This is a genomic window from Actinomadura sp. J1-007 (assembly GCF_009793335.1).
Taxonomy (GTDB): domain Bacteria; phylum Actinomycetota; class Actinomycetes; order Streptosporangiales; family Streptosporangiaceae; genus Spirillospora; species Spirillospora yumaensis.
This window is the reverse complement of the sequence record NZ_WING01000001.1, coordinates 4,822,581-4,847,973: the sequence shown is the minus strand read 5'-3', so window position 1 is coordinate 4,847,973 and position 25,393 is coordinate 4,822,581. Positions and strand designations below refer to the sequence as shown.

20 protein-coding genes, 2 pseudogenes and 1 riboswitch are annotated in these 25,393 nt (G+C 73.4%); of the genes and pseudogenes, 14 read left to right on the top strand and 8 right to left on the bottom strand.

The window, feature by feature from the left end; genetic code table 11:
• Positions 1 to 274: 274 nt before the first annotated feature.
• Complete coding sequence (locus GEV43_RS22050) at positions 275 to 1,168, bottom strand: hypothetical protein (protein WP_241683001.1); 894 nt, start codon at positions 1,166 to 1,168, stop codon at positions 275 to 277.
• A gap of 126 nt (positions 1,169 to 1,294) precedes the next feature.
• On the opposite strand from GEV43_RS22050, the gene GEV43_RS22045 reads away from it, so the two are divergent.
• Positions 1,295 to 2,413, top strand: coding sequence for a PLP-dependent cysteine synthase family protein (locus GEV43_RS22045; protein WP_375539053.1), 1,119 nt, complete (start codon positions 1,295 to 1,297; stop codon positions 2,411 to 2,413).
• Between the two features lie 263 nt (positions 2,414 to 2,676).
• Here GEV43_RS22045 and GEV43_RS22040 read toward each other — a convergent pair whose 3' ends face one another.
• Together GEV43_RS22040 and GEV43_RS22035 are read right to left on the bottom strand one after the other, a co-directional pair.
• Positions 2,677 to 3,975 carry an RIP metalloprotease gene (locus tag GEV43_RS22040; RefSeq protein WP_160822295.1) on the bottom strand — a complete coding sequence of 433 codons (1,299 nt, stop codon included), beginning with the start codon at positions 3,973 to 3,975 and terminating at the stop codon, positions 2,677 to 2,679.
• 156 nt (positions 3,976 to 4,131) lie between these two features.
• A pseudogene (locus GEV43_RS22035) lies at positions 4,132 to 4,874 on the bottom strand (FadR/GntR family transcriptional regulator).
• A gap of 513 nt (positions 4,875 to 5,387) precedes the next feature.
• Here GEV43_RS22035 and GEV43_RS22030 point away from each other — a divergent pair.
• The 12 genes from GEV43_RS22030 (at position 5,388) to GEV43_RS21975 (ending at position 18,854) form a co-directional block, all read left to right on the top strand.
• Positions 5,388 to 6,929 carry an amino acid permease gene (locus GEV43_RS22030; RefSeq protein ID WP_309239766.1) on the top strand — a complete coding sequence of 514 codons (1,542 nt, stop codon included), beginning with the start codon at positions 5,388 to 5,390 and terminating at the stop codon, positions 6,927 to 6,929.
• A gap of 28 nt (positions 6,930 to 6,957) precedes the next feature.
• Positions 6,958 to 8,304, top strand: coding sequence for a glutamine synthetase family protein (locus GEV43_RS22025; RefSeq protein WP_160822294.1), 1,347 nt, complete (start codon positions 6,958 to 6,960; stop codon positions 8,302 to 8,304).
• 72 nt (positions 8,305 to 8,376) lie between these two features.
• Entirely contained in the window at positions 8,377 to 9,741 is a 1,365-nt protein-coding gene (locus GEV43_RS22020) for an aldehyde dehydrogenase (protein WP_160822293.1), read from the top strand.
• 3 nt (positions 9,742 to 9,744) lie between these two features.
• The gene (locus GEV43_RS22015; protein ID WP_160822292.1) at positions 9,745 to 10,509 is read left to right on the top strand and encodes a 3-oxoacyl-ACP reductase; all 765 of its coding nucleotides are present in this window, start codon (positions 9,745 to 9,747) and stop codon (positions 10,507 to 10,509) included.
• A gap of 168 nt (positions 10,510 to 10,677) precedes the next feature.
• The gene (locus GEV43_RS22010) at positions 10,678 to 11,031 is read left to right on the top strand and encodes a hypothetical protein (RefSeq protein WP_160822291.1); all 354 of its coding nucleotides are present in this window, start codon (positions 10,678 to 10,680) and stop codon (positions 11,029 to 11,031) included.
• A gap of 179 nt (positions 11,032 to 11,210) precedes the next feature.
• A riboswitch (glycine riboswitch) is annotated at positions 11,211 to 11,306 on the top strand.
• A gap of 161 nt (positions 11,307 to 11,467) precedes the next feature.
• The gene (gcvT, locus tag GEV43_RS22005) at positions 11,468 to 12,562 is read left to right on the top strand and encodes a glycine cleavage system aminomethyltransferase GcvT (RefSeq protein ID WP_160822290.1); all 1,095 of its coding nucleotides are present in this window, start codon (positions 11,468 to 11,470) and stop codon (positions 12,560 to 12,562) included.
• A 20-nt stretch (positions 12,563 to 12,582) separates the two neighbouring features.
• Positions 12,583 to 12,972 (top strand): glycine cleavage system protein GcvH, encoded by a 390-nt coding sequence (gene gcvH / locus GEV43_RS22000; RefSeq protein WP_160822289.1) that lies wholly within the window; start codon positions 12,583 to 12,585, stop codon positions 12,970 to 12,972.
• Positions 12,969 to 14,231 carry a serine hydroxymethyltransferase gene (gene glyA / locus GEV43_RS21995; protein WP_160822288.1) on the top strand — a complete coding sequence of 421 codons (1,263 nt, stop codon included), beginning with the start codon at positions 12,969 to 12,971 and terminating at the stop codon, positions 14,229 to 14,231. The genes gcvH and glyA overlap by 4 nt, the downstream gene beginning before the upstream one ends.
• 54 nt (positions 14,232 to 14,285) lie before the next feature.
• A complete protein-coding gene (locus GEV43_RS21990; RefSeq protein WP_160822287.1) occupies positions 14,286 to 15,659 on the top strand; it encodes an L-serine ammonia-lyase in 1,374 nt (457 codons plus the stop codon).
• Positions 15,660 to 15,696: 37 nt separating this feature from the next.
• Complete coding sequence (locus GEV43_RS21985; protein WP_160822286.1) at positions 15,697 to 16,233, top strand: helix-turn-helix domain-containing protein; 537 nt, start codon at positions 15,697 to 15,699, stop codon at positions 16,231 to 16,233.
• 84 nt (positions 16,234 to 16,317) lie between these two features.
• Positions 16,318 to 17,436 (top strand): aminotransferase class V-fold PLP-dependent enzyme, encoded by a 1,119-nt coding sequence (locus GEV43_RS21980; protein WP_160822285.1) that lies wholly within the window; start codon positions 16,318 to 16,320, stop codon positions 17,434 to 17,436.
• A complete protein-coding gene (locus GEV43_RS21975; protein WP_160822284.1) occupies positions 17,433 to 18,854 on the top strand; it encodes an amino acid permease in 1,422 nt (473 codons plus the stop codon). The genes GEV43_RS21980 and GEV43_RS21975 overlap by 4 nt, the downstream gene beginning before the upstream one ends.
• Positions 18,855 to 18,905: 51 nt before the next feature.
• On the opposite strand, the gene GEV43_RS21970 is transcribed toward GEV43_RS21975, so the two are convergent.
• Together GEV43_RS21970 and GEV43_RS55015 are read right to left on the bottom strand one after the other, a co-directional pair.
• Positions 18,906 to 19,784 (bottom strand): hypothetical protein, encoded by an 879-nt coding sequence (locus tag GEV43_RS21970; protein ID WP_175250109.1) that lies wholly within the window; start codon positions 19,782 to 19,784, stop codon positions 18,906 to 18,908.
• A 252-nt stretch (positions 19,785 to 20,036) separates the two neighbouring features.
• The gene (locus GEV43_RS55015; protein WP_309239765.1) at positions 20,037 to 21,371 is read right to left on the bottom strand and encodes an MFS transporter; all 1,335 of its coding nucleotides are present in this window, start codon (positions 21,369 to 21,371) and stop codon (positions 20,037 to 20,039) included.
• A 59-nt stretch (positions 21,372 to 21,430) separates the two neighbouring features.
• Here GEV43_RS55015 and GEV43_RS21955 point away from each other — a divergent pair, with 59 nt between their 5' ends.
• Entirely contained in the window at positions 21,431 to 22,438 is a 1,008-nt protein-coding gene (locus GEV43_RS21955) for a helix-turn-helix transcriptional regulator (RefSeq protein ID WP_160822283.1), read from the top strand.
• Here the strand turns inward: GEV43_RS21955 and GEV43_RS21950 are convergent.
• From GEV43_RS21950 to GEV43_RS21940, 3 genes and pseudogenes are all read right to left on the bottom strand, one after another.
• Positions 22,428 to 22,874 carry a helix-turn-helix domain-containing protein gene (locus GEV43_RS21950; protein WP_160822282.1) on the bottom strand — a complete coding sequence of 149 codons (447 nt, stop codon included), beginning with the start codon at positions 22,872 to 22,874 and terminating at the stop codon, positions 22,428 to 22,430. The two genes, GEV43_RS21955 and GEV43_RS21950, sit on opposite strands and share 11 nt — an antisense overlap.
• Positions 22,875 to 23,047: 173 nt before the next feature.
• Positions 23,048 to 24,210, bottom strand: a pseudogene (locus GEV43_RS21945) (thiolase family protein).
• A 294-nt stretch (positions 24,211 to 24,504) separates the two neighbouring features.
• Positions 24,505 to 25,311, bottom strand: a complete 807-nt coding sequence (locus tag GEV43_RS21940) for a maleylpyruvate isomerase family mycothiol-dependent enzyme (protein ID WP_160822281.1) — start codon at positions 25,309 to 25,311, stop codon at positions 24,505 to 24,507.
• Positions 25,312 to 25,393 lie beyond the last annotated feature (82 nt).

The following is a 25,393-nucleotide window of genomic DNA, read 5'->3' as shown; positions in this document are numbered from 1 at the left end:
AGCCGACCGCCCCGTCCGGACGCCCCATCCGCCTGACAACACGCCCAGACGGCCCACCAGACGACGAGCCCGGACGGCCCGCCGACGACAAGTCCACGTGCCCTGCGCGGACGCTGCGTCCGGCTGACCGAGCCGATCACTCCGTTCGGCCGCCCCGTCCGGCTGACCACACGCTCGGACGGCCCGCCGGACGGCACGTCCAGGTGTCCTGCCTGGACGCATCCTCTGTCTGACCTGGGTCCTCGACGCTCGTGGCGGGTCGGGAGGCGTTCGGTCAGTGGGGGGTCTTGGTGCCTGTGCGTTCGCGCCGTTCCTCGCGGCGGTCGCCTTTGCGGTCCTCGCGGCGTTCTTCTCTGCGCTCTTTGCGGTGTTCCTTGCGTTGGCGGAGGTCGGGCGGGATGAGGTCGTGGCGGCCCGCGATGAACTCCTGCACCCAGATCTTGGCGCGGATCAGCGGCCTGCGGAACCGCTCCTCCCGCCGTACGGCGCGGCGGTACTTGCGCGAGTCCGGGTCGTACCGCCAACGGGACCAGGGCGAGCCGGGGCGGGCCACCCGGACCGCGCCGACGATCAGGAGGGCGGGCACGAACAGGCCCAGCAGGCCCGTCCAGATCTTGCCCTTCAGCAGGGTGATCACGGCCAGCACCAGGTTGGCGACCACCGACGCGCCGTAGCCGCCGACGAAGAGCGTGCGGCCGATCGTCCCGCCCGGGTCGGGGTCGGTCCCCTCGAAGCCGAACGGGCGGATGCCGAGCAGCAGCAGCCCCGTGACGGCGAGCGCCACGAACACCGCGTCCACCGACGCGCGGCCCTTCTCGGTCCAGTACACGTCGCTGAGGTGCAGGATCAGCGCGAACTCGTCCAGCACGAGCGCGGCGCCCATGCCGAACACGACGGCCGCCGCGACGTTCAGCGGGCCGAGCGCGCGGGCGCTGTCCGGGATCGCCAGGCTCGCGACCCCGCCCACCAGCATCAGCACCACCCCGAACACCACGTGGTGGATGTGCAGGTCGCCCGCCTTGACGTTCTTGAACCACCAGCGCACGTCCGCCCGGATCAGCCGGACGTTGATCCTGGTCAGCACGAACGTGACGATGAACGCCACGAAGAAGCCGAACAGCGGCAGCCGGCCGGTGGCGACGATGCGCTGGTCGAAGATTTCGGTCATGTTCCCCCCGTACGCCCCATGATGCCCCCGGTCCGGCGCGTTCGGTCCGGTCGTCGCCCGGCCGGGAGCCGCCGGCGGGGGCGGCGGTGACGTGCGGGGATATCGTGGGGTACGCAACGATCAAGGATGATCGAGAGGGGTGGCGGCATGGGCCGCGTCGTGGACCGCTGCGATCCCGGGTGCCGGGCGTGGATCTCCGAGGCCATCCGGAAGGTGGAGGCCGACGCCAACCGCAGCGCCGACACGCACCTGCACGTGTTCCCGCTGCCGCCGGAGTGGGGCATCGACCTCTACCTCAAGGACGAGTCCGTCCACCCGACCGGGTCGCTGAAGCACCGGCTCGCGCGGTCGCTGTTCCTGTACGGGCTCGCGAACGGCTGGATCCGCGAGGACACCACGATCATCGAGGCGTCCAGCGGGTCCACGGCGGTGTCGGAGGCGTACTTCGCGCGGCTGCTCGGGCTGCCGTTCGTCGCGGTGATGCCCGCGTCCACCTCGCCGGAGAAGATCGAGCTGATCGAGTTCTACGGGGGCCGCTCGCACCTGGTGGACGACCCGACGACGATCTACGACGAGTCGCGGCGGCTCGCGCGCGAGTGCGGCGGGCACTTCATGGACCAGTTCACCTACGCCGAGCGGGCGACGGACTGGCGCGGCAACAACAACATCGCCGAGTCGATCTTCGAGCAGCTCCGGCTGGAGCGCTTCCCCGAACCGTCCTGGATCGTGGTCGGCGCCGGGACGGGCGGGACGTCCGCGACGATCGGCCGGTACGCGCGGTTCCGCCGGTTCCAGACGCGGCTCGCGGTCGTCGACCCGGAGGGCTCGGCGTTCTTCGGCTCGTTCGCCGACGGCGACGCCGAGCGGACCGCGCCGGGCTCGCGGATCGAGGGGATCGGCCGGCCGCGCGTGGAGCCGTCGTTCCTGCCCACCGTGATCGACCGGATGATCCAGGTGCCGGACGCGGCGTCGATCGCGGCGATGCGGTGGACGGCCGAGGTCAGCGGGCGCGACGTCGGCGGCTCGACGGGCACCAACATGTGGGGCGCGGCCGAGCTGATCTCCGGGATGCGCACGCGCGGCGAGCGCGGCAGCGTCGTCACGCTGATCTGCGACGGCGGCGAGCGCTACGCCCACACCTACGGGTCGGACGCCTGGCTCGCCGGGCAGGGCCTCGACATCGCCCCCTACCTGGCCGTCCTGCGCGACTTCCTCAAGACCGGCGAGATGCCCGCCGAACGGTGACCGCACGACCGAACGGCACGCGCGGCGGAACGGCGCACGAGCGGGCGGCGGAACGGCGCACGAGCGGGCGGCGCGCGGGCGGACGGCCCCACGGGATGGGCGGGCAGGCGGGACGAGCGGCCCGCGGAACGGGCGGGCAGGCGGAACGGCGCGCGGACGGGCGGCGCGCGGGCGGACGGCGCGCGGGCGGACGGCCCCGCGGGACGGGCGGGCAGGCGGGACTAGCGGCGCGGCGGTCTGGCGGCCCGGCGCCCGGAGCGGGGCTAGCCTGCGAACTTGATGGGGTTGACGAGGTCGGCGTAGATGAGCAGTCCGCCCATGACGACGAGCACGGCCGCCATCACGTACGTCACCGGCAGCGCCTTCGCCACGTCCACGTAGCCGGGGTCGGGGCGGCCGAACAGCCGCGCGAAGAACTTCTTGATCGCTTCGAGCAGCGCCCCGGCCATGTGCCCGCCGTCCAGCGGCAGCAGCGGGACCATGTTGAACAGACCGACCGCGAGGTTGAGCGAGCCGAGCAGCATCACGAAGTAGGCGACCTTCTCGATGCCGGTCAGCCGGTCCGACGCCGCGACGTCGCCGCCGATCCGGCTCACGCCGACCACGCCGATCGGGCCCTCGGGGTCGCGCTTGGCGTCGCCGAACGCGGCGTTCCAGATGCCGACCATCTTCTGCGGCATCCGCAGCACCGCGCCCGCCGTGTGCTTGGTGAGCTTGCCCATTGTGGTCGCGACGGCGCCCGGCCCCTGCCGTTCGAGCGCCTGCGTGGGCGTGATCCCGAGGAAGCCGACGTTGACGGTCTTGTGGTCGTCCTTCAGGTCGGGCATCTGGTTGCGCATGATCGGCACGTTGAGCGCGAGGCTGCGCCCGCCGCGCTCCACGGTCATCGGGACGGTCCGGCCGCCCGAGTCGCGGATCATGCGCTGGAGCGCGGCGTACTCGGTGATCTTCTTGCCGTCGAACGAGGTGATCCGGTCGCCGGACTGGAGGTTCGCCTGCGCCGCCGGGGTGGGCGGGGCGTTCGCCGGGCAGTCCTTCGAACCGGCCTGCGCGGCGGGGACCACGCACCTCGACACCTCGTTGATCACCGGCTGCGACTGGTTGGTGCCGATGCCCATCAGCAGGATCGCGAAGAACAGCACGGCGAGGATCAGGTTCATGGCGGGGCCGCCGAACATGATCAGCAGCTTCTGCCACCACTTCTTGGCGTAGAAGACCCGGTCGCCGTCGTCGGGGCGGACCTCCTCCAGCGCCGCGCCCCGGGCGGACTCGATCAGCCCCTGCCACGGCCCGGTGCTGATCTGCCGCACCTGGCCCGGGGCGTCGCCCTTGCGCGGCGGCAGCATCCCGATCATGCGGATGTAGCCGCCGAGCGGGATCCACTTCACGCCGTACTCGGTCTCGCCCTTGTGCCGGGACCACATCGTCGGGCCGAACCCGACCATGAACTGCGTCGTGCGCACCCCGAAGAGCTTGGCGAACGAGAAGTGCCCGAGCTCGTGCAGCGCGATGGACGCGAGGAGGCCGAAGAAAAGGATCAGCACTCCCGCCAGCCAGCCCATGCGTCAGCCCCTCCGGTCGTGCACCCCGCAGGCCGGGGGTGATCTCCAGCAACCAACTCAGCGTACGTCATACGGCCTGTGCCCGACCGCGTACGAATCCACCCCGGTCCGCCCCTTTTCGCCCGCGGTCCGCCCGCGCCGCGGCGGGCGGGCGCGTCAGCCGAGGAAGGCGCGGAGGAGGGCGGCGGTGCCCTCCAGGTGCTCGGCCACGGCCCGGCGCGCGGCCTCCGGGTCCCCGCGAGGATCGCGTCCACGATCGCCGCGTGCTGGACGGCGGCGTGCTCGATGTTGGGACCGAGGACGGGGATCGCGTTGAGCAGGTCCGTCACCCGCATCCGGGCGTCCGCGCAGGCCGCGGCGAGCAGCCGGGACCCGGTCAGCTCCGCGATCGTCAGGTGGAACAGCGTGTCCAGGCGCCGGTACTCGTCCGGGCCCGCCGCGTTCAGCCCGTCCAGCCGGGCCCGGAGCAGGGCCCGCTGCTCGCCGTCCAGCCCGGTCGTGGCGAGGAGCTGCGCGGCGCCGGTCTCCACGGCCATCCGGAACGCGAGGGTGTCGTTCAGCCGGTCGCCCATCTCGGCGAGCGCCCGCCTCAGGTCGGTGCGCCGCGGCCTCGGGCGGCGGTACGTCACGAACGTCCCGCCGAACCGGCCGCGCCGCGACTCCACGTACCCCTCCTGCTGGAGCACCCGGATCGCCTCGCGCAGCGTGACCCGGCTGACGCCGAGCCGCGGGGCCAGCTCCCGCTCGGGCGGCAGCCGCTCCCCCCGGTCCACGACGCCGAGCTTGATCGCCTGGAGCAGCCGCTCGACGGTCTCCTCGAACGCGTTGCCCACCCGCACCGGCCGGAACACCGCCGCCACCGCCAGATCCGCCCCCTCCCCCAACACCGCCCCTTCCACGGACGCTGCGCCTTCTGGGGCCGCCGCACCTTCGACGGACGCCGCACCTTCGACGGCGGACGCCGCACCTTCGGCGGCTGCCGGGCCGCCAACGGCATCCTCGGCGGGCGTCGGCTCAACTGCGGACACCGAGCCTTCGACGGCATCCTCGGCTGACGCCGGGCCCTCGGTGCGGTCCTCGGCGGGTGCGGGGCGTTCGGCTGATGCCGGGCCCTCGGCGGCATCTGCGGCGGGCTTCGGGACGGCGGCGGACCCCGGGGGTTCAGCGCGGTTCTCGGCGGGGTGGGGGGCGTGGCGGGGGTCCGGCATGGGCGCCCTTCGGTCCGGCGCGGTCGTCGGGTCCGGGTTCCGGCGGCGCGGTCCCCGGGTCCACGTTACATGTCGGTTTCGCGATGATCGCACCCCTTGACGGGACGGTCGTCGCAAACCTTAATGGTCTGACATTAGCCCGTTGAACGGGCGCCAGGGCCCCGGGGCCGACCGCCCCGCCCCACAGGATGCGAGGTGCCGCTCGTGAGCGTCGACGACGAACCGAAGGCTTCCGCCCCCCGCCCCGATCCCCGGTCCGATGACGAGAAGCGGCTGCACGAGCTCGGCTACGCGCAGGAGCTGAGCCGCTCGATGTCCGGCTTCTCCAACTTCGCGGTCTCGTTCACCATCATCTCGGTGCTGTCGGGCTGCCTGACCTCCTACACCATCGGCCTGACCGGCGGCGGGCCGGTCGTGATCACGTGGGGCTGGCTGTTCGTCGGCGCCATGACGCTGCTGGTCGGCCTCGCCATGGCGGAGGTGTGCTCCAGCTACCCGACGGCCGGCGGCCTGTACTACTGGGCCGCCAAGCTCGCCCGGACGAACGGCCCCGCGTGGTCGTGGTTCACGGGCTGGTTCAACTTCATCGGCCAGGTCGCCGTCACGGCGGGCATCGTGTACGGGTCGGCGGCGTTCCTGAACGCGCTGGTGGACCTCCAGTTCGGGTTCGCGGTGTCGCTGCGGCACACGTTCCTGCTGTTCGCGGTGATCCTGGCCGCGCACGCGCTGCTCAACCAGTTCGGCGTGCGGATCGTGGCGTTCCTCGGCAACGTCAGCGTGTGGTGGCACGTGCTCGGCGTCGCGTTCGTGGTGGCGGTGCTGGTGGTCAAGCCGTCCCACCACCGGTCGGCGGAGTTCGTGTTCACCGAGTTCACCAACCAGACCGGCTGGCAGTACGGGGCGTACGCGGCGCTGATCGGGCTGCTGCTGTCGCAGTACACCTTCACCGGGTACGACGCGTCCGCGCACATGACCGAGGAGACGCGCGACGCCGCCCGGACGGGCCCGCGGGGCATCGTCAACTCGATCCTGGTGTCGCTGGTGGCGGGCTGGGTGCTGCTGCTCGGCGTCACGTTCGCGATCCAGGACTACGCCGGGGCGGTGGCGGGCGGCCCGGCGGAGATCTTCATCGCGGCGACCGGGGAGACGACGGGCAAGGTCCTGATCCTGGTGTCGTTCGTCGCGCAGTTCTTCTGCGGGATGGCGTCGATCACCGCCAACTCGCGGATGGTGTACGCGTTCTCGCGGGACGGCGCGCTGCCGTTCTCCGACGTGTGGCACCGGATCAACAAGCGCACGCGCACGCCCACCAACGCGATCTGGCTCGCGGCCGGGGGCGCGTTCGTGCTGGCCCTGCCCGCGCTGTGGAACAAGACCGCCTACCTGGCGTGCACGTCGGTCGCGGTGATCGGCCTCTACATCGCGTACGTGATCCCGACGTTCCTGCGGCTGCGGCAGGGCGCGGCGTTCAAGCGCGGGCCGTGGCACCTCGGGCGGTGGAGCCGTCCGGTCGGGACGGTCGCGGTGGTGTGGGTGGTGTTCATCTCGGTGCTGTTCATGCTGCCGCCCGCGAGCCCGGTCACGCGCGACACGTTCAACTACGCGCCCGTCGCGGTCGCCGTCGTGCTCGGCTTCGCCGGGATCTGGTGGCTGGCGTCGGCGCGCCGGTGGTTCACCGGGCCGAAGGTGCAGGGCAGCGCCGAGGAGCTGGCCGCGATCGAGCACGAGCTGCGGGAGGCCGGATGAACGGGCCGCGACGGCCGGAGGGGACCCGATGATCTCGCTGGACGAGCTGCGCGGCGAGGCCGCCGCGGGCCGGATCGACACCGTGGTCATCGCGTTCACCGACATGCAGGGGAGGTTGCAGGGCAAGAGGCTGTCCGCGCGGTACTTCCTGGAGGAGGTCGCGGGGCACGGCTCGGAGGGCTGCAACTACCTCCTTGCCGTGGACGTGGACATGAACACGGTGGACGGCTACGCGATGTCGTCCTGGGAGCGCGGCTACGGCGACTTCGTCATGCGTCCCGATCTGGCCACGCTGCGGCGCGTCCCGTGGCAGGAGGGCGAGGCGCTCGTCCACGCGGACCTGGCGTGGGAGGACGGGACGGACGTCGCGGCGTCGCCCCGCCAGGTGCTGCGCCGCCAGCTCGCGCGGCTGGCCGAACGCGGCTGGACGGCGTACGTCGGGACGGAGCTGGAGTTCATCGTCTACCAGGACACCTACGAGTCGGCCTGGGCGAAGGGGTACCGGGACCTCACCCCGGCCAACCAGTACAACGTGGACTACTCGCTGCTCGGCGGGGCGCGGGTCGAGCCGCTGCTGCGCCGGATCCGCAACGGCATGACCGGCGCCGGGATGTACGTCGAGTCCGCCAAGGGCGAGTGCAACCTCGGGCAGCACGAGATCGCGTTCCGGTTCGACGAGGCCCTCGCGACCTGCGACAACCACGCCCTCTACAAGACGGGCGCCAAGGAGATCGCCGCGCAGGAGGGCATGTCGGTCACGTTCATGGCCAAGCCGAACGAGCGCGAGGGCAACTCCTGCCACGTCCACATCTCGCTGCGGGACGGCTCGGGCGCGCCGGTGCTCGCCGGGGACGGCCCGTACGGGCTGTCGGAGACCGGCGCGCACTTCATCGCGGGCCAGCAGGCGTGCCTGCGCGACTTCACCCTGCTGTACGCGCCGAACGTCAACTCCTACAAGCGCTACCAGCCGGGGTCGTTCGCGCCGACGGCCGTGAAGTGGGGCGTGGACAACCGGACGTGCGCGCTGCGGCTCGTCGGGCACGGCCCGTCCCTGCGGATCGAGAACCGGGTGCCGGGCGGCGACGTCAACCCGCACCTCGCCGTCGCGGCGCTCGTCGCCGCCGGGCTGCACGGCATCGACGAGCGGCTGCCGCTGGAGGAGCCGTACGCCGGGAACGCCTACTCCAGCGGCGCCGGGACGGTCGTCCGCACCCTGCGCGACGCCGCCGCGGACTGGTCGGCGAGCGCCCTCGCCGCCGCGTCGTTCGGCGCGCCGGTGGTCGAGCACTACGCCAACTGCGCGCGCGTCGAGCTCGACGCCTACGACCGCGCGGTCACCGACTGGGAGATGTTCCGCGGCTTCGAACGCCTGTGACCGTCCGCCCATGACCGTGCATCCCCGGTGCGCGGGCCGAACGCGATCGAGGGGACCGAGGGGGAACCGACCGTGACCGATTTCGAGGTGATCGATCCCGCGACCGGCGAGGTGATCGAGACCGTCGCCCTCGCGTCCGCCGCGGAGACCGACGCGGCCGTGGAACGCGCCGCGCGGGCGTTCCCGGCCTGGCGCGCCGTCGCGCCCGGCGACCGCGCGCGGCTGCTGCGCCGGTTCGCCGAACGGATCGACGCGCACCTGGACGAGCTCGCCGCGCTGGAGGTCCGCAACGCCGGGCACCCGGTCGGGCAGGCGCGCTGGGAGGCCGGGAACCTGCGCGACGTCCTGCACTACTACGCCGCCGCGCCCGAACGGCTGACCGGGCTCCAGATCCCCGCGCCGGGCGGCCTCAACGTCACGTTCGCCGAGCCGCTCGGCGTCGTCGGCGTGATCGTCCCGTGGAACTTCCCGATGCCGGTCATGGGCTGGGGGCTCGCGCCCGCGCTCGCCGCGGGCAACACGGTGATCGTCAAGCCCGCCGAGCTGACGCCGCTGACGGCGCTGCGGGTCGGCGAGCTGGCGCTGGACGCGGGGCTGCCGCCGGACGCCGTCCAGGTCCTGCCGGGCGCGGGGCCGATCGCGGGCCGCCGGCTCGCCGACCACCCCGGCGTACGCAAGATCGTCTTCACCGGGTCCACGCGCGTCGGCACCGAGCTGATGGCCGCGTGCGCGCCCACCGTCAAGCGGCTCACCCTCGAACTCGGCGGCAAGAGCCCCAACATCGTCTTCGCGGACGCCGACCTGGAGCGGGCCGCCGCGACCGCGCCGTACGCCGTGTTCGAGAACGCGGGGCAGGACTGCTGCGCCCGCTCCCGCATCCTCGTCCAGCGCGCCGTGTACGACCGGTTCCTCGAACTGCTCGAACCGGCCGTCCGCGCCGTCGCCGTCGGCGATCCGGCCGACGAGGGCACGGAGGTCGGGCCGCTGATCAGCGCGGCGCACCTGGCGCGGGTGTCGGCGTTCGTCCCGGACGGCGCGCCGATCGCGTTCCAGGGCACCGCGCCGTCCGGGCCCGGCTTCTGGTTCCCGCCGACCGTCCTCACCCCGGACGTGCCGCAGGCGCACCCGGCCTGGCACGAGGAGGTCTTCGGGCCGGTCGTCACGGTCGTGCCGTTCGACGACGACGCCGACGCCGTCCGGATCGCGAACGACACCCCGTACGGGCTGTCGGGCTCCATCTGGACCCGCGACATCGGCCGCGCCCTGCGCACCGCCCGCGCCGTCGAAGCCGGGAACCTGTCGGTCAACTCGCACGCCTCGGTCCGGTACTGGACCCCGTTCGGCGGGTTCAAGCGGTCCGGCCTCGGCCGCGAGCTGGGCCCGGACGCCCTCGACGCGTTCACCGAGACCAAGAACGTCTTCATCTCCGAGGAGTGACCCATGCAGCGTCTTGAAGGCCGCGTCGCCGTCGTCACCGGCGGCGCGAGCGGCATCGGCCTCGCCACCGCCCGGCGCTTCGCGTCCGAGGGCGCGCGGGTCGTCGTCGCCGACGTGGACGAGGGCGCGGGCGAGGCCGCCGCCGGAGAGGTCGGCGGGCTGTTCGTCCGCGCCGACGTGACCAGCGAACCGGACGTCGAGGCCCTCTTCCGGACGGCCCGCGACACGTTCGGCGGCGTGGACGTCGCGTTCAACAACGCCGGGATCTCCCCGCCCGACGACGGCTCGGTCCTGGAGACCGGCCTCGACGCCTGGAAGCGCGTCCAGGAGGTCAACCTCACCAGCGTCTACCTGTGCTGCAAGCACGCGATCCCGCACATGCTCGACCGGGGCAGGGGCTCGATCGTCAACACCGCGTCGTTCGTCGCGGTGATGGGCGCGGCGACCTCGCAGATCTCCTACACCGCGTCCAAGGGCGGGGTGCTGGCCCTGTCGCGCGAGCTCGGCGTCCAGTTCGCGCGCAAGGGGATCCGGGTCAACGCCCTGTGCCCCGGCCCCGTCAACACCCCGCTCCTCCAGGAGCTGTTCGCCAAGGACCCCGAACGGGCCCGGCGCCGCCTCGTCCACGTCCCCATGGGCCGCTTCGCCGAGCCGGACGAGATCGCCGCCGCCGTCGCGTTCCTCGCCTCCGACGACGCCTCGTTCGTCACCGCGTCGGAGTTCCTGGTGGACGGCGGCATCGCCAACGCCTACGTCACCCCTCTCTGACCTGGTCAGCGCGCCGGTACTCATCCCGGTGCCAAACCGGGCCCCCCGGTTGCTCACGATCGGCTGTATTCGGCGGCGGGGCGCGGGACCCATCATCGCTTCTGGCCGAACGTCCCGTCCCGAGGCTCAACCGCCCCGCGAACGACCCGCTCGAAAGGCAGGACCCCAGTGAAGCTTCCCGGTCTCGCGGCGCTGGTCCTCGTCCCCGCGCTGGTGCTCACCGGCTGCGGCGGCGGCGACAAGAAGGACGAGGCCGCCTCCACGCCCCCGCCCCCGCCCTCCTCGGCGGCGGCGCCCGAGACGCCCGCGGGCTCCCCCGCGCCGACGGCGCAGCCGAAGAGCGGCGGCGACCCGCGGACGGCCCCGGCGAACCGCTTCAACGACTGCGTGAAGCGCCACGGGGTGAAGATGCCCTCGCCCGGGACCACGCGCCGTCCGACGGACGACGAGGTCAAGAAGGTCCGCGACGCGCTCCAGGCGTGCGTGAAGTCGATGTCCCCGCCTCCGGCGACGCCGAAGTAACCACCGGCGCCGGGGCCTCCGGCCGCCCCGAGGGCCCGCGACCGGAACCGCGCCCCGGCCGCCTCTTCTGGTTCCCATCCCCCCGGAAGAGGCGGCCGGAACCACGGCACGGCGACGCGGAAGCGCGGGAGCGTGGCCTGGCCGAGGGGCGGAGGCGCTGCTAGCCTGGCGGCAGCCGATGATCCCGTGCGGGAGAGTCCCGCGCAGCCAGCGCGGGGCGCCGAAGGAGCAAATCCTCCCCGGAACCTCTCAGGCCCACGGACCGCACGGACCAGGCGACCTCTGGAAAGCGGGACACCGTCCCCCGCCGAAGGTGAAAACCCGCGAGGGTGAAGCTCTCAGGCGCCGATGACAGAGGGGGAGGCACCGACCACGCCCGGTGCGCGAGTGGGACGATCGACCCCATCCGCGCCCGTGACGAAGGAGCCGACCCGCGATGCCCGCCGATCCAAGCCCTAAGAAGACGCCGCTCTACGACGTCCACGAGGCCCTCGGGGCCAACCTCGTCGACTTCGCGGGCCACCTGATGCCGCTGCGCTACGCGAGCGAGACCGCCGAGCACCGCGCGGTCCGGAGCGCGGCGGGCCTGTTCGACCTCTCCCACATGGGGGAGATCTTCCTGACCGGGCCGCAGGCCGCCGCCGCGCTCGACCACGCGCTCGTCGGCAACCTGTCGCCGATGGCCGTCGGCAAGGCCCGCTACACGATGATCTGCGCCCCGGACGGCGGCGTCCTGGACGACCTGATCGTCTACCGGCTGGCCGACGAGACGTACCTGGTCGTCGCCAACGCCGCCAACGCCGCGACGGTCCTCCAAGCCCTGCGGGAACGGGCCGAGGGCTTCGACGCCGAGGTCGACGACCGTTCCGACGCGTACGCGCTGATCGCGCTCCAAGGCCCGGACGCCGAGGGGATCCTCGCGCGGTTCACCGCCGCGCCCGTCGCCGAGCTGAAGTACTACGCGATCCTGGAAGGCCGGGTCGCGGGCCTCGACGCGCTGATCGCCCGTACGGGCTACACGGGCGAGGACGGCTTCGAGCTGTTCGTGGCGGCCGGCGACGCGGTCCGGCTGTGGGAGGAGCTCGCGGCGGTCGAGGGGGTCGTGCCCGCGGGGCTGTCCGCGCGCGACACCCTCCGGCTGGAGGCGGGCATGCCGCTGTACGGCAACGAGCTGACGGCCGAGACCACCCCGTACGAGGCGGGCCTCGGCCGGGTCGTCAAGCTCGACAAACCGGGCGACTTCGTGGGCAAGGCCGCCCTGGCGGAGCGGGCGCAGGCCCCCGCAGGCCGTAGGCTCGTGGGACTGGTGGCCCAGGGGCGGCGCGCGCCCCGCAAGGGCTACCGGGTCGTCGCGTCCGACGGCACGCCGTGCGGGGTCGTGACCAGCGGCGCCCCGTCGCCCACACTGGGCACGCCGATCGCCATGGCGTACCTGGACGCCGGGGCCCCGGAGACCGGGCTCGCCGTGGACGTCCGCGGCCGGCGGGAACCGGTCGACCTGGTCGCCCTGCCGTTCTACAAGCGTTCCTGAGACCTGGAGAGAGAAGCAACGTGAGCGTTCCGGAGCAGCTTCGTTACAGCGAAGAGCACGAGTGGGTGGCCGGTCTCGGCGGCGAGGACGGCATCGTCACCGTCGGGATCACCGCGCACGCCGCCGACGCCCTCGGCGAGATCGTCTTCCTCGAGCTGACCCCCTCGGAGGGCGACGCCGTCGAGGCGGGCGAGCCCTGCGGCGAGGTCGAGTCGACCAAGTCGGTCAGCGACCTGTACTCCCCGGTGAGCGGCGAGATCACCGCGATCAACTCCGCGGTGGTGGACGAGCCCAAGGTGATCAACGACGACCCGTACGGCGAGGGCTGGATCTTCAAGGTGCGGATCACCGAGGAGCCGGGCGACCTGCTGGACGCCGACGCCTACGACAAGCTGATCGAGGAGGCGTGAGCGTGGGCCTGTACGACTCGCTCGCCGCGGCCGACCCCGAGGTGGCCGCCGCGGTCGGCGACGAGCTGAACCGCCAGCAGTCCACCCTGGAGATGATCGCGTCGGAGAACTTCGCGCCCGTCTCCGTCCTGGAGGCGCAGGGCTCGGTCCTCACCAACAAGTACGCCGAGGGCTACCCGGGCCGGCGCTACTACGGCGGCTGCGAGTTCGTGGACGTCACCGAGCAGCTCGCGATCGACCGCGCCAAGTCGCTGTTCGGCGCCGAGCACGCCAACGTCCAGCCGCACTCGGGCGCGCAGGCCAACACGGCCGTCTACTTCGCGCTGCTCCAGCACGGCGACACGATCCTCGGGCTGGACCTCGCGCACGGCGGGCACCTCACGCACGGGATGCGCCTGAACTACTCGGGCAAGGTCCTGAACGTCGTCCCCTACCACGTGCGCGCGGAGGACGGCCTGGTCGACATGGACGAGGTCGCCGCCCTCGCCGCCGAGCACCGCCCGAAGATGATCGTGGCGGGCTGGTCGGCGTACCCGCGGCGGCTCGACTTCGCCGCGTTCCGCCGGATCGCCGACTCGGTGGACGCGCTGCTGATGGTCGACATGGCGCACTTCGCGGGCCTGGTCGCCGCGGGCCTGCACCCGTCGCCCGTCCCGCACGCCGACATCGTCACCACCACCACGCACAAGACGCTCGGCGGCCCCCGCGGCGGGCTGATCCTCGCCCGCGAGGAGTACGGCAAGAAGATCAACTCGGCGGTCTTCCCCGGCATGCAGGGCGGCCCGCTGGAGCACGTGATCGCCGCCAAGGCCGTCGCCCTCAAGATCGCCGCGTCGGACGAGTTCAGGGACCGCCAGCAGCGGACCGTGGAAGGCGCCCGCCTCCTCGCCGAGCGGCTGCTCGCCGACGACTCGGCGAAGGCCGGGGTCAAGGTGCTGACCGGCGGCACCGACGTGCACCTGGTCCTGGTCGACCTCGTCGACTCGGAGCTCACCGGGCGCGACGCCGAGGACCGGCTGCACGAGGTCGGCATCACCGTCAACCGCAACGCGGTGCCGAACGACCCGCGCCCGCCGATGGTCACCTCCGGCCTGCGGATCGGCACGCCCGCGCTCGCCACCCGCGGTTTCACCGCCGCCGACTTCACCGAGGTCGCCGACGTGATCGCGCTCGCGCTCCAGCCGTCGTTCGACCGCGACGCGCTGGCCGCCCGCGTGAAGGCCCTGGCGGACCGGCACCCCCTCTATCCCACCCTCTAGCCACCGCGCCCCCTCCGCGAGCGACCCTCGCGGAGGGGGCCCAGCGAGGCAGCCATGGCGATCAGCGTTTTCGACCTCTTCAAGATCGGTATCGGCCCGTCCTCGTCCCACACGGGCGGGCCCATGGCCGCCGCGCACCGCTTCGCGCGCGGCCTGCACCGCGACGGGGTGCTGGAGAAGACCGCCTCCGTCGAGGTGATCCTCTACGGCTCCCTCGGGCTCACCGGCAAGGGCCACGGCAGCGACAAGGCCGTCATCCTCGGCCTGGAGGGCGACAAGCCCGAACTGGTCGACGTGGACGGCGTCGACGACCGCCTGGCCGCCATCCGCGAGCGCGGCGCCCTCACCCTGTACGGCGACCACGAGGTCCCGTTCCGGGTCAACGAGCACCTGGTCTTCGAGCGCAAGAAGTCCCTGCCCGGCCACCCGAACGGGATGAGCTTCACCGCCCTCGACGCCGACGGCCGCGAGCTGCGCAGCAAGATCTACTACTCGGTCGGCGGCGGCTTCATCGTGGACGAGAACGCCACCGGCGCCGACCGCATCAAGCCCGACGACACCGTCCTGCCCCACCGCTTCGACACCGCCGCCGAACTGCTCGACCGCTGCCGCGAGACGGGCCTGTCGATCTCGGCGCTGATGCTGGAGAACGAGAAGGCGTTCGGCCGCACGGAGGCCGAGATCCGTTCCGGCCTGGTCGAGCTGTGGCACGTCATGCGGGCCTGCGTGCAGCGCGGCTGCACCCGCGAGGGCCTGCTGCCCGGCGGCCTCAAGGTCCGCCGCCGCGCCCCCCAGCTCCACCGCCAGCTGACCACCGAGAAGGCCGCCGACCCCCTGCACGCGATGGACTGGGTCACCCTGTTCGCCCTGGCCGTCAACGAGGAGAACGCCGCGGGCGGCCGCATCGTCACCGCCCCCACCAACGGCGCCGCCGGCATCATCCCCGCCGTCCTGCACTACTACGACCGCTTCGTCCCCGGCTGCGACGACGAGGGGGTCGTCCGCTTCCTCCTCACCGCCGGCGCCATCGGCGTGCTGTTCAAGCAGAACGCCTCCATCTCCGGCGCCGAGGTGGGCTGCCAGGGCGAGGTCGGCTCCGCCTGCTCCATGGCCGCCGCCGGCATCACCGAGGTCCTCGGCGGCACCCCCCAGCAGGTCGAGAACGCCGCCGAGATCGGCATTGAGCACAACCTCGGCCTCACCTGCGACCCCGTCGGCGGCCTCGTCCAGGTCCCCTGCATCGAGCGCAACGCCGTGGGAGCCATCAAGGCCATCAGCGCCGCCCGCATCGCCATGCGCGGCGACGGCGACCACTTCGTCTCCCTCGACAAGGCCATCAAGACCATGCGCGACACCGGCCGCGACATGCTCGACAAGTACAAGGAGACCAGCCGCGGCGGCCTCGCCGTCAACGTCATCGAATGCTGACCCGGCCTCGCCCCCGAAGGCGGGTTACAGTCGGGCCGTGATCGGGGTTCGGATTCGCGAGGTGCGGAACTCGCGCAACATGACCGTCAAGCAGCTCGCCGAGGCCGCGGAGGTCTCGACGGGATTGATCAGCCAGGTGGAGCGGGGGCTGACCGACCCCAGCCTGGAAACGCTGCGGCGGCTGGCGCGGGCACTGGGGCTGCCGCTGTTCGACCTGTTCCGAGAGCAGGAGCAGGAGGCGGTCGCGGTCGTCCGGCAGACACGGCGGATCGTGGTCCGGTCCCCGAACGGCGGGATCGCCTACACGCGGGTGTCACCCGGGGCGGGACGGCTGGAGGTCCTGGAGGGCGTGCTGGAGCCCGGGGGCGCGTCGTCGGCGGAGGCGTGGAGCCATCCGTCGGAGGAGTGCATCGTGGTCCTCGCCGGACGCCTCGTGGTCGAGGCCGCCGGCGAGCGCTACGAACTGGGCCAGGGCGACAGCTGCTACCTGGACTCCCGCATCCCCCACCGCTACGTCAACGAGGGCACCATCGCGGTGACGTTCCTGGTCAGCGTCACCCCCCCAAGCTACTGAACCGGACAGATGGGGCATTGACGGGTGTTCGGGTCGGCGGATAGCGTCGCTGAATTCGTTCAGCCTGATTGAAACGAGGTGCCGATGGACGCCGCGCGCTTCCGGGCCCTGTTCCCCTCCCTGGCCGACACGGTCCACCTGGCGAGCTGTAGTCAGGGGGCCGCGTCCGAGCAGATGGTCTCGGCGATGCAGGAGTTCCAGTGGAGCCTGCGGAGCGAGGGCGCGCCGTGGGGGACGTGGATGGGCAAGGTGGACGAGGCGCGGCGGGCGTTCGCGGCGCACATCGGGGCCTCGCCGGACGAGATCGCGATCGTGTCGTGCGCCTCGGAGGGGGCGTTCCAGGTCGCGTCGACGCTGGACTGGGCGCGGCGGCCGGGGATCGTGACGACCGACATGGAGTTCCCCTCGGTCGCGCACGTGTGGCTGGCGCAGCGGGGCGCCGAGGTCCGGCACGTGAAGGACCGGGACGGGATCGTGCGCGCGGACGACTACGCGGCGCTGATCGACGGTACGGCCGGGCTGGTCTCCGTGCCGCTCGTGTCGTACCGCAACGGGGTGCGGCTGCCGGTGGGCGAGGTGGTGGAGGCGGCGCACGCGGCGGGCGCGCGGGTGTTCGTGGACGCCTACCAGGCGGCGGGCGTGGCGCCGATCGACGTGAAGGCGCTCGGGTGCGACTACCTGGTCACCGGGGCGTTGAAGTACCTGCTGGGGGTGCCGGGCATCGCGTTCCTGTACGTGCGCGAGGGCGTGCGGGACGCCAGGCCGCCGCAGCTCACGGGCTGGTTCGGCCGGACGGACCCGTTCTCGTTCGACCCGCGCTCGCTGGACTTCCCCGAGCACGCGCGGCGGTTCGAGACGGGCACGCCCGCGATCCCGGCGGCGTACGCGGCGGTCGCCGGGATGCGGACGCTCGCGGGCGCGGACCCCGCCGCGATCGACGCCCACGTGCGGGAGCTGACCGCGGTCGCACACGAACGGCTCGCCGAGGCGGGGTACGCGATCGCCTCCCCCGCCGATCCCGCGCTGCGCGGCCCGCAGGTGGCGATCAAGGTGGACGACCCGGACGGGCTCGCCGCCGCGCTGGCCGGACGGCGCGTCGTGACGAGCCCGCGCGGCGACCTGCTGCGGCTCTCGTTCCACTACTACAACGACGTCTCGGACGTGGACGCCCTCCTCGGCGCCCTCCGGGACCTGCGCGGATGAGCGACACGGGCCTGCGGCGGACGCTGACGGGCCGGCAGCTCACCATGATCGGGATCGGCGGGGCGATCGGGACGGGGCTGTTCCTCGGCTCCAGCCTCGCGATCTCGCAGGCCGGGCCCGCGACGATCGTGGCGTACGTGCTGTGCGCGCCGATCGCGCTGGTGCTCGGCTGGGCGCTGGCCGAGATGACGGTCGTGCACCCGGCCGCCGGGTCGTTCGGCACGATCGGGCGGCACTACCTCGGCGCGTGGGCCGGGTTCGTGATCCGGTGGACGTACTGGACGATCCAGGTCATCGCGGTCGGCGGCGAGGTCATCGCGGCCGGGATCTACCTGCGGTACTGGTGGCCGGACCTGCCGCTGTGGCTGCCCGTCGTGGTCTTCTCCCTGGTGATCCTCGGGGTGAACGCGATCGCGGTGTCGGTCTTCGGGACGCTGGAGTACTGGTTCTCGATGATCAAGGTGACCGCGATCATCGTGTTCATCGGGCTCGGCGCCGCGTACATCTTCGTCGGCCTGCCCGGCCACGACGCGGTCGGCGCCGACAACATCACCGGGCACGGCGGGTTCCTGCCGAACGGGATGCACGGGCTCGGGCTGGCGTTCGTCTTCGTGATCTTCAGCTATCTCGGCACCGAGGTGGTCGCGGTGACCGCCGCCGAGTCGGAGAACCCGACCCGGGACCTGCCGCGCGCCGCGCGCGGGATGGTGCTGCGGCTCGCGCTGTTCTACTGCCTGGCGATCGGGATCGTGGTGACGATCGTGCCGTGGACGCAGACGGCGAAGGGCGGCGACGTGACGACCAGCCCGTTCGTGTCGCTGTTCGACACCGCGGGCATCCCGGCGGCGGCCGGGATCATGAACTTCGTCGTGCTCACCGCCGCGCTGTCGAGCGCGAACGCCAACATCTACCTGTGCACGCGGATGCTGCACGCCCTCGCCCGCGACCGGCACGCGCCCGCCGCGCTCGGCCGTACGGGGCGCGGCGGCGTGCCGCACCTGGCCATCCTCGTCTCCGGCGCCGGCCTCGCCGTCGCCGCGTTCCTGTCGGTCCACTCCGAGGACGACGCGTTCGTCATCCTGTTCGGCGTCTCGGTCTTCGGCGCCCTCGTCGTGTGGATCCTGATCCTGCTCACGCACATGGTCTTCCGGCGCCGCCGGGCCGCGCTCGGCCTGCCGTCCGCGCCCGTACGGCTGTGGGGCGCGCCGGTGACCAGCGGCCTCGCGATCGCCGCGCTGGCCGCGATCCTGGTCTCGACCGCGTTCATCGACGGCCTCACCGCCTCGTGGAAGGCCGGGGTGCCGTTCTTCGTCCTCCTCCTGATCGCGTACGCGATCGTGTCGCGGCGCGGGGCCGTCGAGGACCCCCTTCCCGACAGCACCCTGCCACCCGCCACCGACATTCCGGCGGCGAAGTAGCCCTGGGCCCGGCGGGCGCGCGATCGGCGCGCCCGCCGGGAACGGCCGGGCTCAGGCGCACTTGCCCTTCTGCCACTTGACGTAGTCGGCGGTGTAGGTGGTGGCGACGCGCTTCGGGCCCTTGGCCAGGGCCGCCTTCCACGCCGCCTGGTGCAGCGTCCAGGAGGGGGGCGGCTCCTCCCACGGGTGCTTCGGGTCGTCCACCCAGGTCGGGCGGTCGGCCTTCTGGACGACGTCGGGGAACGTCCCGGCGGCCGCGCGGGAGGCGAGTTCGGCGCTGATGCCGGCGTGGTGGGAGTAGACCATGATCTCCTGGCCCCGGTAGCGCTCCCGGACGGGTCCGGTGATCTCCGCCCACGCCCTCGCCTTGATCTTCTTGCTGGTCGCGTCCGCGCCGCCCCGCAGCAGGAACGTCGCGGTCTCCGGCTTGATCTCCAGCAGCGCGATCATCCTGGCCGACTTGGCGTGGTCGAGCCACTCGCGCAAAGTGGAGACCTTCTGCCCCTTGGACGGGCCGCGCGTCACCGTCCGCCCCTGGAGCCTGTCGGCCCCGGCCGTCCAGTAGATGCCGGTGACGTCCTTCTTCGGGCCGGTGAGGCCCCAGGTGGACGTGTTGTGCCACATCACGGCCTTGCCGCCGTCCGGCGTGACCTTGGTGAGCTGGACGTCGGCCTCGACGCCCGCCGCGCCCCACCCCCGGTAGGCGTCCAGGGCCTTGATGCTGTTGGGCTGCCGGATCTGGTCGCGCTCCCACGCGTTCGCGCCGGACGGGTAGCCGCCGTGCCCGAAGACCTGCGGACAGGCCGGAAGCCGGACGGCGGCCTGCGCCGACGGACCGGTGAACGCGGCGAGCGAGGCGGCGCAGGCGAGGGAGGCGGCGGAGACGAGGGTCGCGGGAGGGAGCGCGCGGGCGCGCGGAGAGGAACGCACGGCCACCGATTGTGGCCCCGAAGATCACCGTTGTCCACGGGCCGGGCAGCGACCGCGGACGCCCCGGCCCCGGAGGCGGCCGCACAGCGCAGCAGAACCTGGATCAAGGCGCTCGCCCAGCGTGACGCTCCTCGGCGACGCCGCGCACCTCATGCCCCCGCTGGGCGTCGGCGTCAACCTCGCCATGCTCGACGCGTGCGAACTGGCGCTCGCTCTCGTCCGCTCCCCCTCAGTCGACGCCGCCGTGCGCGGCTACGAGAGGTCGATGCTGCCGCGTTCGGCCGAGGCGGCGCGGCTGCTCGAACACGGCGTCGGCGGCCTGCTGGGCGAGCCCGTCCCCGAGCCTGCCCCGGAGCCCGTCCCCGAGCCTGGCCCGGAGCCCGTTCCCTTGGCCGATGCCCGCTGAGGGGAGTTCGAGGGGCGGGGCGGGACAGGGGCGCGCAGGCCCTTGGACAGGGCGAGGGTGACGGCCACGGACGCGGCTGCCATCACCGTCATGGCCGCCGGGGCCGTGGTGTGGTCGGCGAGCAGGCCCGCGACGGACGCGCCGACGGCCTGCATGGCGAGCATCCCGGAGCTGTGCAGGCCGAGCGCCTGGCCGTGCTCCTCGGCGGGCGTCGCGGCGAGCAGGCGCTCCTGGAGCAGCAGGGTCGCGCTGAAGCCGAACGACGCGACCGCGACGAGGACCGCGGCGGCGGGCAGCGGCGGCGAGACGGCGAACAGCAGGTACGGGACGCCGAGCAGCAGCCGCAGCGGTCCGATGAGCCGTTCGCGCCACCGCCCGGGAACGAACCGTCCCATGGCGGTGTCGCCCGCGAGCATGCCGAACGCCCCGGCCGTGAACAGCAGGCTCGCCGAGTCCGGCGCGTACGGGATGAACAGGGCCTCGCAGCCGACGACCAGGCCGTTCGGCAGCCAGAGGGCGAGGTAGGCGTTGCGCCGCACCGGCGAGGCGAGCAGGCGGCGGTTGACGCGGAGCGTCGCGCCGACGGACGGGCGCCCGGCGGAACGGGCCGGACGGCGCGTCAGCCCGAACCGGGCGACGAGCGCGGCGAGCACGTGCAGGGCGGCCGACAGCAGCAGCACCAGGTGCGGCGACAGCAGGGTGATCAGCGCGCCGCCGAGCGCGAACCCGCCGATCTGGATGGCGCCGACGGCCATGTTGAGCACCGAGCGGCCGAGGATGTAGCCGTCGGCGGGCAGGATCTCGTTCAGCAGCCCGTAGCGGACGCCGCCGCCGACGGAGTCCGCCAGCCCGATCGCGAGGATCACCAGCAGCACGCCCCAGACCGGCAGGCCGGGCAGGGCCAGCACGGACGCGCATCCGGCGAAGACCAGGGAGAGCCCGCTCATGGTGGCGCGGGGCGGGACCCGGTCGGCCACCGACAGCAGCGTGAACGCGCCGACCAGTTGGGCGAGCGAGGGGCCGAACGTGCCGAGCGCGGACAGCAGGGACGAGCCGGTCGCCGCGTAGAGGGCGACGCCGAGCGCGAGGCGGCCGATGACGTTGGCCGTGAGCTGGCACGCCACGACCGCGAACAGCGGCCCGAACTCGGGGACGCCGAAGAGCTCTCGATAGGTACGCACCCGCCGGACTCTCGGGGGTTCCGGCGGGCCGCCGGTAATGTTTCGGGCGGAGGCGAAACATGGGGTGGTGGCGGATCGACCCGGACGTGCTGGCGCGCGGCCGGTTCGCGACCTCTCCGCTGCTGGAGACGGTCGGCGCGTTCGCCGTGCTGAGCGGGCGGCACCCGCCGGCGCTCGGGACGGAGGAGTGGGCGCGGGCGCACCGGCCCGCCTACCGCGCGCGGGTCGCGGGCGATCCGTTCGCCGAACGGATCGCGGCCGCGGTGTTCCGGCCCCGGTGGACCGCCGACTTCATCGGCCGCCCGCCGCTGGACGGCGACCTGTCGTTCGAGGACGAGCTGGACCGCGTCCGGCGCACGCCCGACCGCGTGGCGCGCGCCGACCTCGCGACCGCGCTCGGCGGGCCGGTGCCGGCCGAGCTGGACGTCCCCGGCATCGCGGAACGGGCCGCCGACCTGCTCGGCTGGGTCTGGACGAGCGCCGTCGAGCCCGACTGGCCGCGCCGCCGCCGGATCTTCGAGGCCGACATCGTCGCGCACACCCAGCGGCTCGGCCGGCACGGCTGGGCGGCGACGCTGGAGTCGCTGCGGCCGGGGCTGCGCTGGCTCGGCGACGGACGGCTCCAGATCAACCTCCAGAACCGCCCGCCGCGCGACCTCGCGGGCGCGGACCTGCTGTTCGTCCCGGCGAGCACGCCGCACGGGTGGGTGACGTGGGACGAGCCGTACCGCTACGCGATCCTCTACCCGTGCTCGGGCCTGCTCGCCGACCCGGCGGGCCCGTCCGGCGCGGTCGCGGCCCCCGCGCTCGGCAGGCTGCTCGGCGCGACGCGCGCCGACCTGCTCGCGCTGCTCGACGCGCCGAAGACGACGAGCCAGCTCGTCGCGCTGACCGGCCACGGCCTCGGCACGGTCGGCGCGCACCTGCGGGTGCTGCTGGACGCCGGGCTGCTGCACCGCCGCCGGTCGGGCCGTTCCGTCCTCTACAGCCGCACCGACCTCGGCGACCGCCTCGCCGCGACCGCTCCCGCTCTCGCTCCGGCGCTCGGGGACGCGGCTAGTCGGTGAGGACGCCGCGTCCGAAGGGCGAGTGGGCGCCCTCGCGGGCGGGACGGCCGCAGTGGGCGCAGACCACGACGGGTTCCAGCACCTCGCCGCAGGAGTGCATCCACCGGACGGGCGGGTCGTCCGGGTGCAGGTGCCGGTCGCCCCACTTCATCAGCATCGCGAGGACGTCGCCCAGCTCGCGCCCCGCCGGGGTCAGGTGGTACTCGAACCGCGGCGGGCGGTCGCTGTACGGCTCGCGGCGGACGATCCCGGCCGACTCCAGCTTGCGGAGCCGGGCGGTCAGGATGTCGCGGGACGCCCCGGTGTTGCGCGCGATCCCGTCGAACCGCCGCACGCCGTGGACGAGTTCGCGGACCGCCAGCAGCGACCACCGCTCCCCGACCAGGTCGAGGGTGTCGGCGATCGAGCACTCGCGGGGCTGGGCGTCCTTCGGCATGCCGCGCAGCTTAGCCCCGCCCCCGCGCGGCTCGGTCCCGCCGCCGCGCGGCTCCGTCCCGGCACCGCGCGGCTCGGCCCCGCGCCCGCCCGGCTCGGCCCCGCCACTGCCCCGCTCCCTCCCGGCACCGCTCGGCCCGGTCCCGCCGCCGTCCCGCCCGGTCATCGGGGCGGTCAGAGGCGTTCGATGATCGTGGCGTTGGCGAGGCCGCCCGCCTCGCACATGGTCTGGAGGCCGTAGCGGGCGCCGCGGTCCTCCAGGTTGTGCAGCAGGGTGGTCATGAGGCGGGCGCCGCTCGCGCCGAGCGGGTGGCCGATCGCGATCGCGCCGCCGCGCACGTTGACGCGGGCGAGGTCGGCGCCCGTCTCGCGCTGCCAGGCCAGCACGACCGACGCGAACGCCTCGTTCACCTCGAACAGGTCGATGTCGGCGAGGGAGAGCCCGCCGCGCTCCAGGACCTTCGCGGTGGCGGGGACGATCGCGGTGAGCATCAGCAGCGGGTCGTCACCGGCGACGGCGAACGCGTGGAAGCGGGCCCGGGGCCGCAGCCCGAGCCGCGCGGCGACGTCCGCGCCCATGATCAGCACCGCGGCGGCGCCGTCGTTGACCGGGGAGGCGTTGCCCGCGGTGACCCGCCAGCCGATCTCGGGGAACCGGGCGGCGGTCGCCTCGTCGTGGTAGGCCGGGCGCAGGCCCGCGAGGATCTCCGGGACGTGCCGGGGCGGACGGTCTCGTCGCGCTGCCCCGTCCAGGCGACCTCGCGGTCGAACTCGCCGTTCTTCCACGCCTCGGCGGCGCGGCGGTGCGACTCGTAGGCGTACGCGTCGAGCTCCTCGCGGGTCAGGTCCCAGCGCGACGCGATCAGCTCGGCGCTGACGCCCTGCCCGACCAGCCCGCCGGGGTAGCGCTCGGCGAGCATCGGGCCGAACGGGTCGCTGCCGGGCGGCACCGCCGAGCCCATCGGCGCCCGCGACATCGACTCGACGCCGCACGCGATCGCGACGTCGTACGCGCCGCTCCGCACGCCCTGCGCCGCGATGTGCGCGGCCTGCTGGGACGATCCGCACTGCCGGTCGACGGTCATCGCGGGCACGCTCTCGGGGAACCCGGCCGCGAGCACGGCGGTGCGCGTGACGTTGAGCGCCTGCTCCCCCGCCTGGGTGACGACGCCGCCGACGACGTCGTCCACGAGCGCGGGGTCGATGCCCGCGCGCCGGACGAGCTCCTGGAGCGTCCGGGCGAGCAGGTCGGCGGGGTGCTCCCCGTGCAGGGCGCCGCCGGGCTTGCCCTTGCCGACCGGGGTGCGTACGGCTTCGACGATCACCGCGTCGCGCATGGCGACCTCCTCAGTTGTGTTCTCCAACTCACTGAGCATGCTCCACCGGTCAGTTGGAGAACACAACCCACTCGGGCCGTGCCGTGCCTCACAGCCGTTCCGGGCGGGGCACGTGGCGGGGGCACGGGGCGGGGGACGTCGCGTCGCGAGGCGCGACGACCCCCGGGGCCGGGCGTCCGGCGGAAGGGGCCTTCCTCGCGACGTCCCGGCTACTTCGGACATTAGCCCAGTGACCTGCTGATTTACGGATGTATGGCCCCAATAGCCCCTAAAAAGGGGACCGTTCCCCGGGCGTCACGGGGTCATGCCCATGGCCGCGACGATCCGGTCCGCCAGCGCCGTGTCGCCGGTCGCCGCCACGGTCACCTCGTCCGGCGCGCAGCGCCCGGCGGCGAGCCGCACGAACGTCTCCCAGTCCATCCGCAGCGTCGTCAGCGGCGTCCCGGGCTCGTCCGCCGCGTGGCCCCGGCCGTCCTCGTCCACCCGCACGTACGAGGTGAACGGCAGGTCCCCGCCGATCTCGAACGCCACGTTCTGCCCCGGCGCCGCCCCGGCGCGCTTCGCGACGACCATCGGCAGGCCCGGTTCGAGGATGCGGCGGGCCCGTTCGGCGCCGGGCGTGCCGAGGTTGCCGGGACGGCCGACGGCGCGCCGGACGTCCTGCTCATGCGTCCAGCAGTCGAACGCCCGGAAGACCATGAACTCGGCGTACGGCACGGTCCTGCCGTTCGGCGCGACGGTCGGCTCCTCGGGGTCCTGCGCGGGCAGCGCGGCGAGCCGCCGGTCCAGGGTCGCGCGCAGCTCGGCGAGCACCTCGGGGCCGGTGCGGGAACGGCGCGCGTCCACGGCCGCCTCCAGCATCCGGCCGAAGTCGTTGCGCACGTGCGGAAGGTCGTCGGGAAGCGCGTGGCCGGGGGCGGGGTCGTCGCCGAGCAGCAGCAGCTCGACGCCGACCAGATGGGACACGACGTCCTGCACGCTCCACCCGGGGCACTCGGTCGGACGCTTCCAGTCGTCCTCGCCGAACGTCTCCGCGAGGGCGATGGTGGCGCGGACCGTCTGCTCGAAAGCGGCCACGTTCGCCGCCATCTCGGTAGTCATGCCTGGCAACGTGGCACGCCGCCGCGCCCCCGCGCAAGATCGGCGACCGCCGTCCCGCGGGGCGCGGGCGCGGGTCGGGCGA

Excerpts from the sequence above, each read along its gene's own strand:
- GEV43_RS22050 (WP_241683001.1), bottom strand. The coding sequence starts at position 1,168 with ATGACCGAAATCTTCGACCAGCGCATCGTCGCCACCGGCCGGCTGCCG.
- GEV43_RS22045 (WP_375539053.1), top strand. The coding sequence starts at position 1,295 with ATGATCGAGAGGGGTGGCGGCATGGGCCGCGTCGTGGACCGCTGCGAT.
- GEV43_RS22040 (WP_160822295.1), bottom strand. The coding sequence starts at position 3,975 with ATGGGCTGGCTGGCGGGAGTGCTGATCCTTTTCTTCGGCCTCCTCGCG.
- GEV43_RS22025 (WP_160822294.1), top strand. The coding sequence starts at position 6,958 with ATGATCTCGCTGGACGAGCTGCGCGGCGAGGCCGCCGCGGGCCGGATC.
- GEV43_RS22015 (WP_160822292.1), top strand. The coding sequence starts at position 9,745 with ATGCAGCGTCTTGAAGGCCGCGTCGCCGTCGTCACCGGCGGCGCGAGC.
- gcvT (WP_160822290.1), top strand. The coding sequence starts at position 11,468 with ATGCCCGCCGATCCAAGCCCTAAGAAGACGCCGCTCTACGACGTCCAC.
- GEV43_RS21990 (WP_160822287.1), top strand. The coding sequence starts at position 14,286 with ATGGCGATCAGCGTTTTCGACCTCTTCAAGATCGGTATCGGCCCGTCC.
- GEV43_RS21980 (WP_160822285.1), top strand. The coding sequence starts at position 16,318 with ATGGACGCCGCGCGCTTCCGGGCCCTGTTCCCCTCCCTGGCCGACACG.
- GEV43_RS21975 (WP_160822284.1), top strand. The coding sequence starts at position 17,433 with ATGAGCGACACGGGCCTGCGGCGGACGCTGACGGGCCGGCAGCTCACC.
- GEV43_RS21955 (WP_160822283.1), top strand. The coding sequence starts at position 21,431 with ATGGGGTGGTGGCGGATCGACCCGGACGTGCTGGCGCGCGGCCGGTTC.
- GEV43_RS21950 (WP_160822282.1), bottom strand. The coding sequence starts at position 22,874 with ATGCCGAAGGACGCCCAGCCCCGCGAGTGCTCGATCGCCGACACCCTC.
- GEV43_RS21940 (WP_160822281.1), bottom strand. The coding sequence starts at position 25,311 with ATGACTACCGAGATGGCGGCGAACGTGGCCGCTTTCGAGCAGACGGTC.